13 protein-coding genes and 1 riboswitch are annotated in these 13702 nt (G+C 57.9%); of the genes, 7 read left to right on the forward strand and 6 right to left on the reverse strand.

What is annotated here, in order from left to right; all coding sequences use genetic code 11:
* Positions 1 to 2 precede the first annotated feature (2 nt).
* The 5 genes from thiS to dnaK all read right to left on the reverse strand — a co-directional run bounded on the left by thiS (position 3) and on the right by dnaK (position 5412).
* Positions 3 to 197 carry a sulfur carrier protein ThiS gene (gene thiS / locus ACR0L1_RS13635; protein WP_480859393.1) on the reverse strand — a complete coding sequence of 65 codons (195 nt, stop codon included), beginning with the start codon at positions 195 to 197 and terminating at the stop codon, positions 3 to 5.
* Positions 181 to 1158: a glycine oxidase ThiO gene (thiO, locus tag ACR0L1_RS13640; protein ID WP_480505435.1), complete on the reverse strand. Its 978-nt coding sequence runs from the start codon at positions 1156 to 1158 to the stop codon at positions 181 to 183. The genes thiS and thiO overlap by 17 nt, the downstream gene beginning before the upstream one ends.
* Positions 1155 to 1958, reverse strand: a complete 804-nt coding sequence (gene thiD / locus ACR0L1_RS13645; protein WP_480505433.1) for a bifunctional hydroxymethylpyrimidine kinase/phosphomethylpyrimidine kinase — start codon at positions 1956 to 1958, stop codon at positions 1155 to 1157. Before thiD ends, thiO begins: the two co-directional genes overlap by 4 nt.
* A gap of 45 nt (positions 1959 to 2003) precedes the next feature.
* Positions 2004 to 2110: riboswitch (TPP riboswitch) on the reverse strand.
* 171 nt (positions 2111 to 2281) lie between these two features.
* On the reverse strand, positions 2282 to 3430 hold the full coding sequence (gene dnaJ / locus ACR0L1_RS13650; RefSeq protein WP_480859395.1) for a molecular chaperone DnaJ: 1149 nt from the start codon (positions 3428 to 3430) through the stop codon (positions 2282 to 2284).
* Positions 3431 to 3504: 74 nt separating this feature from the next.
* On the reverse strand, positions 3505 to 5412 hold the full coding sequence (gene dnaK / locus ACR0L1_RS13655) for a molecular chaperone DnaK (protein ID WP_170790228.1): 1908 nt from the start codon (positions 5410 to 5412) through the stop codon (positions 3505 to 3507).
* A gap of 213 nt (positions 5413 to 5625) precedes the next feature.
* Here dnaK and ACR0L1_RS13660 point away from each other — a divergent pair, with 213 nt between their 5' ends.
* On the forward strand, positions 5626 to 6228 hold the full coding sequence (locus ACR0L1_RS13660; RefSeq protein WP_480859397.1) for an alpha-ketoglutarate-dependent dioxygenase AlkB family protein: 603 nt from the start codon (positions 5626 to 5628) through the stop codon (positions 6226 to 6228).
* Here the strand turns inward: ACR0L1_RS13660 and ACR0L1_RS13665 are convergent.
* On the reverse strand, positions 6225 to 7052 hold the full coding sequence (locus ACR0L1_RS13665; protein WP_480505430.1) for an ABC transporter permease: 828 nt from the start codon (positions 7050 to 7052) through the stop codon (positions 6225 to 6227). The two genes, ACR0L1_RS13660 and ACR0L1_RS13665, sit on opposite strands and share 4 nt — an antisense overlap.
* 122 nt (positions 7053 to 7174) lie before the next feature.
* On the opposite strand from ACR0L1_RS13665, the gene cysQ reads away from it, so the two are divergent.
* From cysQ to ACR0L1_RS13695, 6 genes are all read left to right on the forward strand, one after another.
* On the forward strand, positions 7175 to 7972 hold the full coding sequence (gene cysQ / locus ACR0L1_RS13670) for a 3'(2'),5'-bisphosphate nucleotidase CysQ (protein WP_480859399.1): 798 nt from the start codon (positions 7175 to 7177) through the stop codon (positions 7970 to 7972).
* Positions 7972 to 8772 carry a 3-deoxy-manno-octulosonate cytidylyltransferase gene (locus tag ACR0L1_RS13675; protein ID WP_170790225.1) on the forward strand — a complete coding sequence of 267 codons (801 nt, stop codon included), beginning with the start codon at positions 7972 to 7974 and terminating at the stop codon, positions 8770 to 8772. Before cysQ ends, ACR0L1_RS13675 begins: the two co-directional genes overlap by 1 nt.
* Before the next feature lie 56 nt (positions 8773 to 8828).
* Complete coding sequence (gene galE, locus ACR0L1_RS13680; RefSeq protein ID WP_480859402.1) at positions 8829 to 9812, forward strand: UDP-glucose 4-epimerase GalE; 984 nt, start codon at positions 8829 to 8831, stop codon at positions 9810 to 9812.
* A 7-nt stretch (positions 9813 to 9819) separates the two neighbouring features.
* A complete protein-coding gene (locus ACR0L1_RS13685; RefSeq protein WP_480859404.1) occupies positions 9820 to 10884 on the forward strand; it encodes a glycosyltransferase family 2 protein in 1065 nt (354 codons plus the stop codon).
* 136 nt (positions 10885 to 11020) lie between these two features.
* On the forward strand, positions 11021 to 12007 hold the full coding sequence (locus ACR0L1_RS13690) for a glycosyltransferase family 2 protein (RefSeq protein ID WP_480859406.1): 987 nt from the start codon (positions 11021 to 11023) through the stop codon (positions 12005 to 12007).
* The gene (locus ACR0L1_RS13695; protein WP_170790221.1) at positions 12004 to 13701 is read left to right on the forward strand and encodes a DUF5927 domain-containing protein; all 1698 of its coding nucleotides are present in this window, start codon (positions 12004 to 12006) and stop codon (positions 13699 to 13701) included. Before ACR0L1_RS13690 ends, ACR0L1_RS13695 begins: the two co-directional genes overlap by 4 nt.
* Position 13702: the final 1 nt, after the last annotated feature.

The following is a 13702-nucleotide window of genomic DNA, read 5'->3' on the forward strand; positions in this document are numbered from 1 at the left end:
CCTCAGCCCCCCTGCATCGGTGCGACGACCTCGACCCGGTCGCCATCCACCAATTTGTGCGAGATGCGCAGGCTCGAAGGAACGAATTCCTCGTTCACCGCCGTTGCGACCCGACCCGAGAATCCGCACTCAACCAGCATATCGGCCAGTGTCAGAGACGCAATTTTGCGGGATTCGCCATTAAGCACGATCTTCATCGACCATCTCCGAATGTTTGTTCTCAAGTGCCAGATCGGCCACACCCCGCGCCAAAGCCGGGGCCAGCAGATAGCCGTGGCGATACAGGCCGTTGGCGTAGATCGTGTGGCCCAAGCGCCGGATACGCGGCAGGTTGTCGGGAAAAGCAGGACGTAGATCGACACCAATCTCCAGAACCTCGGCCTCACCGAAGGCCGGGTTCAGCGCATAGGCTGCACTGAGCAACTCCAGAATGGAGCGCGCGGTGATCCGACTGCTGTCCTCAGACTCGATCATCGTTGCGCCCAGCATGTAAACGCCATCTCCGCGCGGTACGATGTAGAGCGGCATCCGCGGATGCAACAGCCGCACCGGGCGGGTCAGGTGGATATCCGGGCAGCGGATCACCAGCATCTCACCCTTCACGCCGCGCAGATCATGCAAAACCTCGCGTGCATGTAACCCTCGGCAGTCTATCGCGTTTTCCAGACGGGGCGGGGCGAGTTTCTGGTGAAATTCAACCCCTTGACCCTGCAACTGCCGATAGAGGTCCTGCAGCGCTTGCCGAGGGTCCAGATGCGCCTCATCCGGGAAGAACAAAGCTTTGGAGAAGCCATGCAGATCAGACTCTAATTCTCGAATTTGGGTCTGATCAACATCTGCGAATGCCTGGGTCCTGCGCGCAAACCGCCGCAAATCCGGCAGATCGCGCGGATTGGCCACGACCAGAGTTCCGCGCCGCTGCACCTGTGTACGCGCGGCCCACCAGTCCAACGCGGTCTTTCCCAATCGCAGCACCGGCTCTTCGGCATTTTCATATTCGCACCATGGGGCCAGCATCCCGCCAGCCCACCACGAACACCCATGCGCACCGGGCGGGCCACCGGGATCAAAGACCTGCACCTTGGCGCCGCGCGACACTATCTCGCTAGCCACAGCCAACCCTGCGACACCGGCGCCTATGACCGACCAGATCGTCACGCAGGCCAAACCTCATGAAAATGATGAACCGGGCCGTGGCCCTGCCCAATATCCAATGCATCCGCCTTGGCAATCGCACCTTGCAAATAGTCATGAGCCTGCGCAACCGCGTCCGGGATCGTCAGGCCCTTGGCCAATCCGGCCGCAATAGACGAAGACAAGGTGCACCCGGTGCCATGCGTGTTTCTGGTTTGGCGGCGCGGTGCGGTGAACTCGGCGATCAGCCCTGCCGAACTGACCAGAAGATCATGGCAAATCTCGCCTTGCCCATGCCCCCCTTTCATCAGAACAGTTTGCGCCCCATACCCACATAGGGCGCGACCTTGTTCAACCATCTCATTGGGGCTTTGTGCATCAGAAGACCCCAGCAAACACGCAGCCTCGGGCAAATTCGGAGTCAAGACCGAGGCGCGAGGCACCAACACATCCCTAAGCGTTTGAACAGCATCCTCGGCAAGCAAAGCGTCGCCGGATTTGGCGATCATCACAGGGTCTAACACAATAGGGCCGTCGAATTCGGCGATGCTGCCGGCCACAGTGTGGATAATGTCTGGCGTTGCGAGCATTCCGATCTTGATGGCACCCACGTCCAAGTCCGTCAGAACCGCTTCGATCTGCGCCGCAATCACATCCAGCGGGATGCCATGAACCGCCGTAACCGCCCTGGTATTTTGCGCCGTCACTGCCGTTATCACACTGGCGCCGTATACGCCAAGCGCCGACATGGCCTTGAGGTCAGCTTGAATTCCAGCCCCACCGCCGCTGTCCGAACCGGCAATCGTCAATGCAATAGCGGCCATATCGTTGCTCCAAATTCTTGGGGCAATCGCGGCGTAGAAACCGTCTATAGTTTGACGACCGTTCCCTCCGCCGGAATTGCCCGGATCAGGTTCGATGGGTTGATGCGAAAGCACCTCTCAGCCCCTTCTAGGAGGCACCCCAACGGTTGGCGCGGAACATCTCAGGCGCGCAAGAAATAATCAAGAGGATTCTGCGAGGCTCTGCCTCGCGCTCCGGGATATTTACGGCGAGATGAAGAGCGGATCCCACTTTACCTGGCCAAAAGTATACCGGGGGAGTCGCCTGGAACAGGCGGCGGGGGCAGGGCCCCCTATTCGACTTTTCAGCCCTTCATTCCGTCCCAGAAAGACTTGACGGATGAGAAAAAGCTTTTGGACTCTGGGTGGTTATCCTCACCCAAGTCGTCGAACTCCTTCAACAGTTCTTTCTGACGGCTAGTCAGGTTCACTGGCGTTTCCACTGCAAGTTCAATAAACATATCGCCTACACCGCCGCCGCGCAAAGCCGGCATACCCTTACCGCGCAAGCGCATCTGACGACCTGACTGACTGCCCGCCGGGATTTGCACGCGACCGCGGCCACCGTCGATGGTGGGAACTTCGATCGAACCGCCCAACGCTGCTTTGGCCATGCTGACTGGCACGCGGCAATAGAGGTTTACGCTGTCTCGTTCGAACAGTTTATGGTCCGACACTTCGACGAAGATGTACAGATCACCCGGAGGGCCGCCGCGCATTCCGGCCTCACCCTCGCCCGCCAGACGTATACGGGTACCCGTTTCCACCCCGGCGGGGATGTTGACGGATAGCGCGCGCTCTTTTTCCACGCGACCCGCACCGCCACAGGATTTACAGGGGTTCTTGATGATCTGGCCCAGACCCGAGCAAGTCGGGCAGGTGCGTTCCACAGTAAAGAAACCCTGCTGTGCCCGAACTTTGCCCATACCCGAGCAGGTCGGGCAGGTTGTCGGTTCTACACCACCTTCGGCACCCGAACCGTCACAGGCTGAACAGGCCACAGCGGCCGGCACGTTGATGGTTTTTTGCAGACCTGAGAACGCCTCTTCTAGCGTGACGCGCAGGTTGTAGCGCAGGTCCGAGCCGCGGGCGGCGCGACGTCCACCGCTTCCGCCACGTTGGCCGCCCATGAAATCGCCGAACAGATCGTCGAACACGTCCGAGAAGGCGCTGGAAAAATCGCCCTGACCGAAGCCGCCGCCAGGACGGCCACCACCGCCCATGCCATTTTCAAACGCGGCGTGGCCAAAGCGATCATAGGCCGCCTTTTTGTCAGCATCGCGCAGCACGTCATAAGCCTCATTTGCTTCTTTGAACTGCGCTTCGGCATCCGGGTTGTCTTTGTTGCGGTCCGGATGCAATTCCTTGGCTTTCTTGCGAAAACCTTTTTTGATCTCATCCGCCGATGCGCCCTTGGCTACGCCGAGCACATCGTAATAGTCGCGTTTTGACATCAGTATGTCCTTCTGCCTCAACGTAAATAGGCCGGCCCGGAGAACGGACCGGCCCGCATTGGCCCGGTGAGCCGTTAGTTACGTTTGTCGTCGTCCAGATCTTCGAACTCGGCGTCGACAATGTCATCATCGCCCGGCGCTGCATCGGCTGCGGCCGGTTCTTCTTCGCCTTCCTCGGACTGCGCCTTGTAGATGGCTTCGCCCAACTTCATCGCGGCTTCGGTGACGTTCTGGATGCCAGACTTGATCTTGTCGGCGTTTTCAGTTTCCAGCTCGTCCTTCAACGCGGCAATCGCCAGCTCGATGGCTTCGATGGTGGTCGGGTCGACCTTGTCGGCATGCTCTTCCATCGACTTTTCGGTCGAGTGGATGAGGCTTTCTGCTTGGTTCTTGGCGTCGACCAGCTCGCGGCGTTCCTTGTCGGCCTCGGCGTTTTCCTCGGCGTCCTTGACCATCTTCTCGATATCCGCGTCGGACAGACCGCCCGAGGCTTGGATGGTGATCTTCTGCTCTTTGCCGGTACCTTTGTCCTTGGCCGAAACCGAGACAATGCCGTTTGCGTCGATGTCAAACGTCACCTCGATCTGAGGCATACCGCGCGGTGCGGGCGGGATATCCTCGAGGTTGAACTGACCCAGGATCTTGTTGTCCGCAGCCATTTCACGCTCACCCTGGAACACGCGGATGGTCACGGCGTTCTGGTTGTCCTCGGCGGTCGAGAAGACCTGAGACTTTTTGGTCGGGATCGTGGTGTTGCGGTCGATCAGACGGGTGAACACGCCACCCAGCGTTTCAATACCCAGCGACAGCGGGGTCACGTCCAGCAGAACCACGTCCTTGACGTCGCCTTGCAGAACACCGGCTTGGATAGCGGCGCCCATGGCAACAACTTCGTCCGGGTTCACGCCTTTGTGCGGCTCTTTACCGAAGAATTTGGTGACCTCTTCGATCACTTTCGGCATCCGGGTCATACCACCGACCAGAACAACCTCGTCCACATCGCTGGCCGACAGACCGGCGTCTTTCAGAGCGGCCGCACAGGGCTTCATCGACTTTTTGATCAGGTCGCCCACCAGCGATTCAAGCTTGGCGCGGGTCAGTTTCATGACCATGTGCAGCGGTTGACCGTTGGCACCCATCGAGATGAAAGGCTGGTTGATTTCGGTCTGCGAGGTCGAGGACAGCTCGATCTTGGCTTTTTCGGCGGCTTCCTTCAGACGCTGCAGAGCCATCTTGTCCTGAGACAGGTCGACACCGTGTTCCTTTTTGAACTCATCCGCCAGGTAGTTGACGATGCGCATGTCAAAGTCTTCACCACCCAGGAAGGTGTCACCGTTGGTCGATTTAACCTCGAACAGGCCGTCGTCGATTTCCAGAATGGTCACGTCGAAGGTACCACCACCAAGGTCATAAACCGCGATGGTTTGCGTTTCTTCCTTGTCCAGACCATAGGCCAGAGCAGCCGCTGTCGGTTCGTTGATGATCCGCAGCACTTCCAGACCGGCGATTTTGCCGGCGTCTTTGGTGGCCTGACGCTGAGCATCGTTGAAGTATGCCGGAACAGTGATAACCGCTTGCGTGACTTCCTCACCCAGATAGCTTTCTGCGGTTTCCTTCATCTTGCCCAGAGTGAAGGCCGAGATCTGGCTTGGGGAGTACTTTTCGCCGCGAGCTTCAACCCACGCGTCGCCGTTGCCACCGTTCACGATAGCATACGGCACCATTTTCTTATCTTTTTCGACTTCGGCATCATCCACGCGACGACCGATCAGACGCTTGACGCCAAAGATCGTGTTGTCGGGGTTGGTGACCGCCTGACGTTTTGCAGGCTGACCGACCAGTCGCTCATCTTCGGTGAAGGCGACGATCGAGGGCGTGGTCCGCGCCCCTTCGGCGTTTTCGATGACCTTCGGCTGCGAGCCGTCCATGATAGCCACGCACGAGTTGGTGGTTCCCAGGTCAATCCCGATTACTTTACTCATATGTTCGATCCCTTTCTCTTCAAGGCGATGTCCCGAGGCCGGGACCCGTTATGGCATCCCTGCCTCGATCTCAATTGCGCAATGGCCCTACACCATCACGCGTCCCGGCGTATATAAGGGCGAGACCAAAAGCCTGCAAGCGGTGTAAATCGCAGGTTTTCGGGAATCCGGGGCCTTTTTTGCAACGTTTCGGCAAGGATTGAGGAATCTTCGATGACGCGGCTGCTTTTGCGCGATTTCGATATCAGAAAAGCCTATCTGGATGTGGCGGCGCAGACCGCGCTGATCGACCTGTTGCGCCCGATTCTGAAATCCGCACCCCTGTTCCGCCCGACGACGCCATCAGGCAAAGAGATGTCGGTCCGAATGACCTCGGCCGGGGCGCTGGGATGGGTGTCGGACCGGGCGGGGTACCGGTATCAGGATCACCATCCCAAGGGGGTGGCATGGCCCGCGATCCCCGATCCGATCCTTGAAATCTGGCACGCCCTCGCCGGCGTCGAGCGCGACCCAGATTGCTGCCTGATCAACTATTATGGCGAGGGCACCCGCATGGGCCTGCATCAGGACAAGGATGAAGCTGACTTTTCCTGGCCAGTCCTGTCAATCTCGCTGGGCGATGATGCTTTGTTTCGCATCGGCAACACCACCCGTGGCAGCAAGACCGAGTCGATCTGGCTGAACTCGGGCGATGTAGTGATCATGGGCGGCCCCGCGCGCCTGACCTATCACGGGGTGGACCGTATCCGGTTCGGATCATCCAAACTGTTGCCCAAGGGTGGTCGGATCAATCTGACGTTGCGCGTGGCGACCTAGCTGCGCGCCCCCCAGCTTTTCGACACGTGCTGACGGGTGAAGAAAATGCCCAGCAAACCGATCAAAAGCAGGATAATGCCTACCCAAAGCGCGTATTCCCAGCTGGTCTGGCGCGGGAAATAGTTGCGAAACACGAACCCGCGGCATTGGTCAATGACGTGAAACAGCGGGTTCCAGATAAACATGGTCAAAGTGAACCCACCCAGACTGTTGGCCACAAACATCTTGCCAGAAAAGATCATATTGATCCGACGGTAGACGACGGACGAAATGGACACAAATGTCGGAAGCCAGGGCTTGAGCGCCATAAACAGGACGCCAACTGCGCTGCCGGTAAACCAGGCCAGCACAAGCATATAGAACGCGCCACCCGGATCCTGTATTTCAAGCGGTTCGATGGCGACGTGATACATGAACAGGATGACCAGGATCGAAACCAGTTGCGTGTAGAACGTCCCGAACGCCGCCGCCAGAAGCGACACCATCATGTTCATCGGCGAATGCAGCATCATCGGGTTGTTTCCGGTCGCAACCCCAGACACTCCGCTGACGGATTTCACGTGGGTTAGAAACAGAAACACTCCTGACAGCAGAAACAGGATGGGATTACCGCGAATCTTGGACAAGCCGGTTATCTTTCCAACCAACGTCATGATCAGATAGAACACCGTTACCAGCGCAAGGATCTGGACAATGTTCATGATCACCGCCAGCACCGCGTTCGACCGTTGCGAACGGATGCTGCGCACCACCGAATGAAACACCAGTTCCGAGGTGGTGAAGGCACCACCCAAAAGCGTCCGGTTTCGCTTAAAGTAATACACCTGCGCGGTCTTTCCTGCTTTATTGCCAGCAATCTGGCACGAAATTCTTGCTGTTCCGTAACCGGGACATCATAAGGCCGTCAGGATTTTCAATCAACAAATCACAGGAACGGAGCCTTTTTGTGACCTACGACGCCCTCATCCCCGTCATTCGACGTTTGGCCCTGGAAGCCGGTGACAAGATCATGGAGATCTATAACTCGGATGATTTCGACGTGAAGGTCAAATCTGATGCCAGCCCTGTAACCGAGGCGGATGAGGCTGCGGACGCTCTTATCTCGGCCGGCCTACGTGCAGCCTTCCCCGATATCCTGCTGGTGACCGAGGAACAGGCGGCCTCGCACTCTGAGAAAGGCGACACGTTCCTGATCGTGGACCCGCTGGACGGCACCAAAGAGTTCATCAACCGTCGCGGAGATTTCACAGTGAACATTGCGCTGGTGGAAAATGGCGTACCGACGCGCGGGGTGGTTTACGCCCCGGCCAAGGGACGCATGTTTTATACCCAGCCCGATGGACAATCAGTTGAGGAAACCGGCGCTCTGGACAAGGATGTTGTGGGCAACGTGACGCCGATACTCGTCTCTAAACCAAACAATTCGGCGCTTTTGATCGTGGCCTCCAAGTCGCACCGAGACCAAGCCACCGAGGATTACATCAACAAGTATCAAGTGCGCGACAGCAAGAGCGCGGGCTCGTCGCTCAAATTCTGTCTGGTCGCAACCGGTGAGGCCGATCTGTACCCACGCGTTGGCCGCACAATGGAATGGGACACAGCCGCAGGCCACGCAGTTCTGGCCGGAGCCGGCGGCAAGGTGGTTCGCTTCGACAACCACGAAGCGCTGACCTATGGCAAGGACGGCTATGCAAACCCGTTCTTCATCGCCTACGCTCCGGGTGTTGAGTTGAAGGAAGCCTGATGTCCGTTCTGATCGCCATTCCCGCCCGCTATGCCTCGTCCCGCTATCCGGGCAAACCGCTGGTGCCTCTGACCGGGGCAAGCGGCAAGGCGATGACGCTGATTGAACGGTCGTGGCGTGCGGCCTGTTCAGTGTCGGGCGTGGACAAGGTAGTTGTCGCCACCGATGACGACCGTATCCGCGAGGCGGCCGAAGGGTTTGGCGCCGAGGTGGTGATGACTTCAGACACCTGCCAGAATGGCACCGAACGCTGCGCTGAAACCCATGCCAATCTGGGCGCGGGCTATGATATCGTGGTGAACCTTCAGGGCGACGCGCCACTGACACCGCATTGGTTTGTGGAAGACCTGATCGCGGGCCTGCGCGCCGCACCCGAGGCCGGTGTGGCCACGCCTGTTCTTCGCTGCGATGGCGATGCGCTCAACAGCCTGCTGAACGACCGCAAACATGGCCGGGTCGGCGGCACTACGGCGGTTTTTGCGTCCGATCACAGCGCCATGTATTTCTCGAAAGAGGTGGTGCCTTTCACAGCGCAGACCTATGCGGGCACCGAGGATACCCCGGTGTTTCACCACGTAGGCGTCTATGCCTATCGCCCTGACGCGCTGGCCGCCTATCCCACATGGCCGGTGGGCCCGCTGGAACAGCTGGAAGGTCTGGAACAGCTGCGCTTCATGGAAAATGGTCGCAAAGTTCTGTGCGTCGAGGTCGAGGCCAAAGGTCGCCAGTTCTGGGAACTGAACAACCCCCAAGACGTGCCCAAGCTAGAGCAGATGATGGCCGAAATGGGCTTGGAATAAACCATGAGCCTTGATGCAGAACTGCATCCTTCCACAACGCGGGAAAAGACTGTCCGATGACGAATATTCTTGTAACCGGCGGCGCCGGATATATCGGGTCCCATGCTTGCAAAGCGTTGAAACTGGCCGGATACACGCCCGTCACCTATGACAACCTGATCACCGGCTGGCAGGATGCAGTGAAATTCGGCCCGTTCGAACAGGGCGACCTGCTGGACCGAGCCAGGCTGGATGAGGTCTTTGACAAATACAAACCCGCCGCCGTCATGCATTTCGCAGCCCTCAGCCAGGTGGGTGAAGCGATGTCGGAGCCCGGAAAATACTGGACCAATAACGTCACCGGCTCGCTCAATCTGATCGAGGCCACGGTCGCTGCGGGCTGCAAAAATTTCGTATTCTCATCGACCTGCGCCACCTATGGCGAGCATGACAATGTGGTTCTGGACGAAGATACGCCGCAATTGCCACTGAACGCCTACGGGGCTTCGAAACGCGCGATCGAGGATATCCTGCGCGATTTTGATGCCGCGCATGTACTGAACCATGTGATCTTTCGCTATTTCAACGTAGCTGGCGCGGACCCCGACGGTGAAGTGGGCGAATTCCACCGTCCCGAGACTCATCTGATCCCCCTGATGCTGGACGCCATAGACGGCAAGCGCGACGGGTTGACCGTGTTCGGCACCGACTACGACACGCCTGACGGCACCTGCATCCGCGACTATGTACATGTCTGCGATCTGGTCGATGCGCATGTGCTGGGCCTGAACTGGCTGGAGCACGGCAAGGGCAGCCGCGTGTTCAATCTGGGCACCGGGACGGGTTTTTCAGTGATGGAGGTCATCGGTCATTCCAAAGCGATCACCAACCGTGATGTGCCCTATTCCATCGGTCCGCGTCGGGCGGGGGATTGCACCAAGCTTGTTTCCGGCTCGATTCGGGCCGGGGCTGAACTGGGCTGGACGCCAAAAAGCTCAACGTTAGAGACGATGATTGCGGATGCATGGCGTTGGCAACAAAACGGGCATTACGAGAAATGAGGGCGCGGTGACCGCTGCCACCAACCCTCTCCCGCCGATCTCATGGGCGCAGAAATACCGGTTGCGCCTGAAACGTCGGCGGCTTTTGTGGCGTGCGTTCCGCAGCCGACATGTCCTGACATGCCTGATAGACCGGACCAGCGACATTCGTCCCGGTGCCATTCTGGCCTTCACCACCCTGCGCAATGAACGCAATCGGTTGCCGTGGTTTTTCAACCATTACCGCGCATTGGGCGTCGGTCATTTTCTGATCGTCGACAATGACAGCGGCGATGGCTCAACCGAGTATCTCGAATGCCAACCCGACGTTTCGCTTTGGCAAACCACGGCCAGCTATCGTGCGTCACGTTTTGGTCTGGATTGGCTGACATGGTTGCAGATGCGATACGGTCACGGCCATTGGACCCTGATGGTCGATGCAGATGAGCTGTTAGTTTATCCCGACCACGACACCCATCCTTTGCCAGACCTCACCGGATGGCTGAACCGCACCGGGCGAAACGCATTTGGCGCATTGATGCTGGATCTCTACCCCGACACGTCACTGGGGATGCAGGACTATGACCCCAGCGCCGACCCAACCGAAGTTCTGAACTGGTTCGACACTGGGCCATATCGGATGCAGAGGCAGGTTCCGCTGGGGAACCTATGGGTTCAAGGGGGCGCGCGGGAACGGATGTTCTTTGCCGAAACGCCGCAAAAGTCACCCACATTGAACAAAATCCCGCTGATCCGCTGGTCGCGGCGCTATGCATATGTGAATTCGTGTCATTCTGCCCTGCCGCGCAGGCTGAACGCAGCCTATAACGGACCGGGCGACAACGCGCCCTCTGGGGTTTTGCTGCATACGAAATTCCTGCCCGAAGTGGTTGAGAAATCAGGTGTCGATAAGACCCGCCGACAACATTTCCACGACCCCGATCAATTCAACACGTATTACGACAGCATTCTTAATCGCCCCACCATGTGGACGCCCAACTCGGCCCGTTACAAAGGCTGGAGACAGCTTCAGCAGCTTGGCCTGATGGGAAAAATTGAGTGGAAATCCGCCGCGCGGGCTAACGACTTGTAAATGCGTTGCTTTGATAGATGGAAAGATGGCATAACGCGGCAATGCTCCGGCACCACTCTGGTTGATCCAGGCCCCGGAGATGCTCGCGTAAAGTAAAAGGTTGGGCCGTCACGTGAGCCTGTTGGATTCGTATCGCATGAGATTGCGGCGCAAGCGCCGCCTTTTGCGTTGCCTGCGCAAGCGGCGCGAACTGACGCCTGTCTTGGACCAGACTAACAAGATCAGCCGCCGCGATATTCTGCTGGTCAGCGTCGTGCGGAACGAGAAAATTCGCCTGCCGTATTTCCTGGACTATTACCGAAAGCTGGGGGTCGATCACTTTCTGTTCGTCGACAATGACAGCGAGGACGGAACCGGTGCGTTTCTGGCCAATCAACCCGATGTCTCGCTTTGGTCAACTGATGCCAGCTATCGGCGGGCAACCTTTGGCATCGACTGGTCCAACTACCTGCTGCGGAAATACGCCCACGGTCATTGGGTACTGACAGTCGACCCGGACGAGTTCTTTATCTACCCGTTCTGCGACACGCGCCCCATCCGCGCTTTAACCGATTGGTTGAACGGATGTGCCGTGCGCAGTTTCGGCACCATGCTGGTCGATATGTACCCACGCGGACCCGTGGATGATGAACCTTACCGCGAGGGTCAGGACCCGTTCGAAATCGCCCGTTGGTTCGACGCGGGCAATTACATGATCACCAAGAACCCCGAGTATGGGAACCTGTGGATACAGGGCGGCCCCCGCGCACGCACGTTTTTTCGCGACACACCGGAAAAAGCCCCCGCGCTTAACAAGATCCCGCTTGTGAAATGGGACCGGCGCTATGTCTATGTCAGCTCGACCCATTCCCTGCTGCCGCGCGGGTTGAATCAAGTCTATGACGAATGGGGCGGCGAAAAAGCCAGCGGTGCCCTACTGCACGCCAAGCTGATCGACAAGCTGGGCGCCAAGGCGTTGGAAGAAATGCAACGCGGCCAGCACTACCGCAAATCCGGTGAATACCGCGCCTATGCCGAAGGTTTGGAGGATCAGACGGTGTTCTGGTGTGACTGGTCCGAGAAATACATCAACTGGCGGCAGCTTGAGATTCTCGGCCTGATGTCCAAGGGGAACTGGGCATGAGCCTTGGGGTTGTCATGCTGGTCCACACTGCCTTCAACCGGGCCGAACAGGTTGCCCGCCATTGGGCCGCCGCCGGATGCCCTGTTGTCATTCACGTGGATCGCAAAGTGCCCGACCCCACATGCGCTGCGTTCAGAGCCGCTTGTAAAGATGAACCCCTGATCCGCTTTTCAGACCGGTTCACCTGCCACTGGGGTGGCTGGGGAATTGTGCGAGCCACGCAATCAGCGTCCGAGATGATGTTGAACGCTTTTCCCGATGTGCATCACGTTTTTCTGTCCTCCGGCGCGTGTCTGCCTCTGCGCCCAGTTGCCGAACTCATCGACTACCTTGCACAGCGGCCCCGCGTCGATTTCATCGAAAGCGCCACGACCGCAGATGTCAGTTGGACAATTGGCGGGCTGGATCAGGAACGGTTCACCCTGCGGTTTCCGTTTTCCTGGCGCAAGCATCGCAAATTGTTTGATGTCCATGTGAAGCTCCAACGCGCGCTCGGTCTGCGCCGACGAATTCCAGACGGTCTTGTACCACATATGGGCAGCCAATGGTGGTGCCTGACCCGTCAGACTCTGTCCGCCATTCTGCAAGACCCCAAACGCAAGACCTATGACCGCTATTTCAGTCGGGTCTGGATACCGGATGAAAGCTATTTCCAGACGCTGGCCCGAATGTATTCGACACATATTGAAAGCCGGTCTCTGACTCTGTCGAAATTCGATTTTCAGGGTCGTCCGCATATTTTCTATGACGACCATCTACAATTGCTGCGCCGGTCCGACTGTTTTGTTGCCCGCAAAATCTGGTGCGAGGCTGATCGTCTGTACCAAAGTTTTCTGAAGGATCAATCCGGCGCGTTGGAACGGGCAGAGCCCAACCCCGGCAAGATTGACCGAGTCTTTTCCAAAGCGGTCGAACGTCGGACCCGCGGCCGGGACGGGCTGTACATGCAAAGCCGCTTCCCCCGCCATGGCAGCGAAAATGGCCTGACCTGTTTCCCCTATTCTGTGTTTCAGGGCTTTGCCGAGTTGTTCGATGATTTTGCACCCTGGCTGACGGATTGTACCGGAACGCGTGTTCACGGACATCTGTTCGACCCTGAGCGGGCCGAATTTGTGGATGGGGCATCTGTCATCAACGGTGCCTTAAGCGATTGCGCCACTTTGCGCGACTATAATCCCACTGCATTCGTTTCAAACCTGATCTGGAACACGCGGGGTGAACGACAATGTTTTCAGTTCAGCCCGCGCGACACGCAAAAGATCAACTGGTTCTTTGCCCGCGACCGAAATGCCCAAATCTCGGTCATCACGGGGGCCTGGGCGATCCCCTTGTTCCGGTCCAACCGGGATTTCGCCGACATCCGGGCCGAGGCGGCGCGACTTCAGCAAATCGAGACCAAACAGCTAGAGGTTCTGAACTCGGTCTGGACCAAGGCACGGGTCAGGACCTGGACCTTGGCCGAGTTCGTGGAATCGCCGATGGAAGCTCTACAAACCGTGATTGATGAGATTGGTACACAACCCCACGGCCACTTGACCAAAGCCCCCACCATGGTGGATCTCAGCGGATTTGGCCAATTCCTGCAAAATCTGAAAAACCAGGGCATGCACCCCTATTTGATGGGCGATTTTCCGGCGGATGACGTGTTTGGCACCAAACTCCGCCCGTTTCCGAAACCCTATCTGGTGCAATAGC

The sequence above is a fragment of the Ruegeria sp. J8 genome (genome assembly GCF_056531925.1).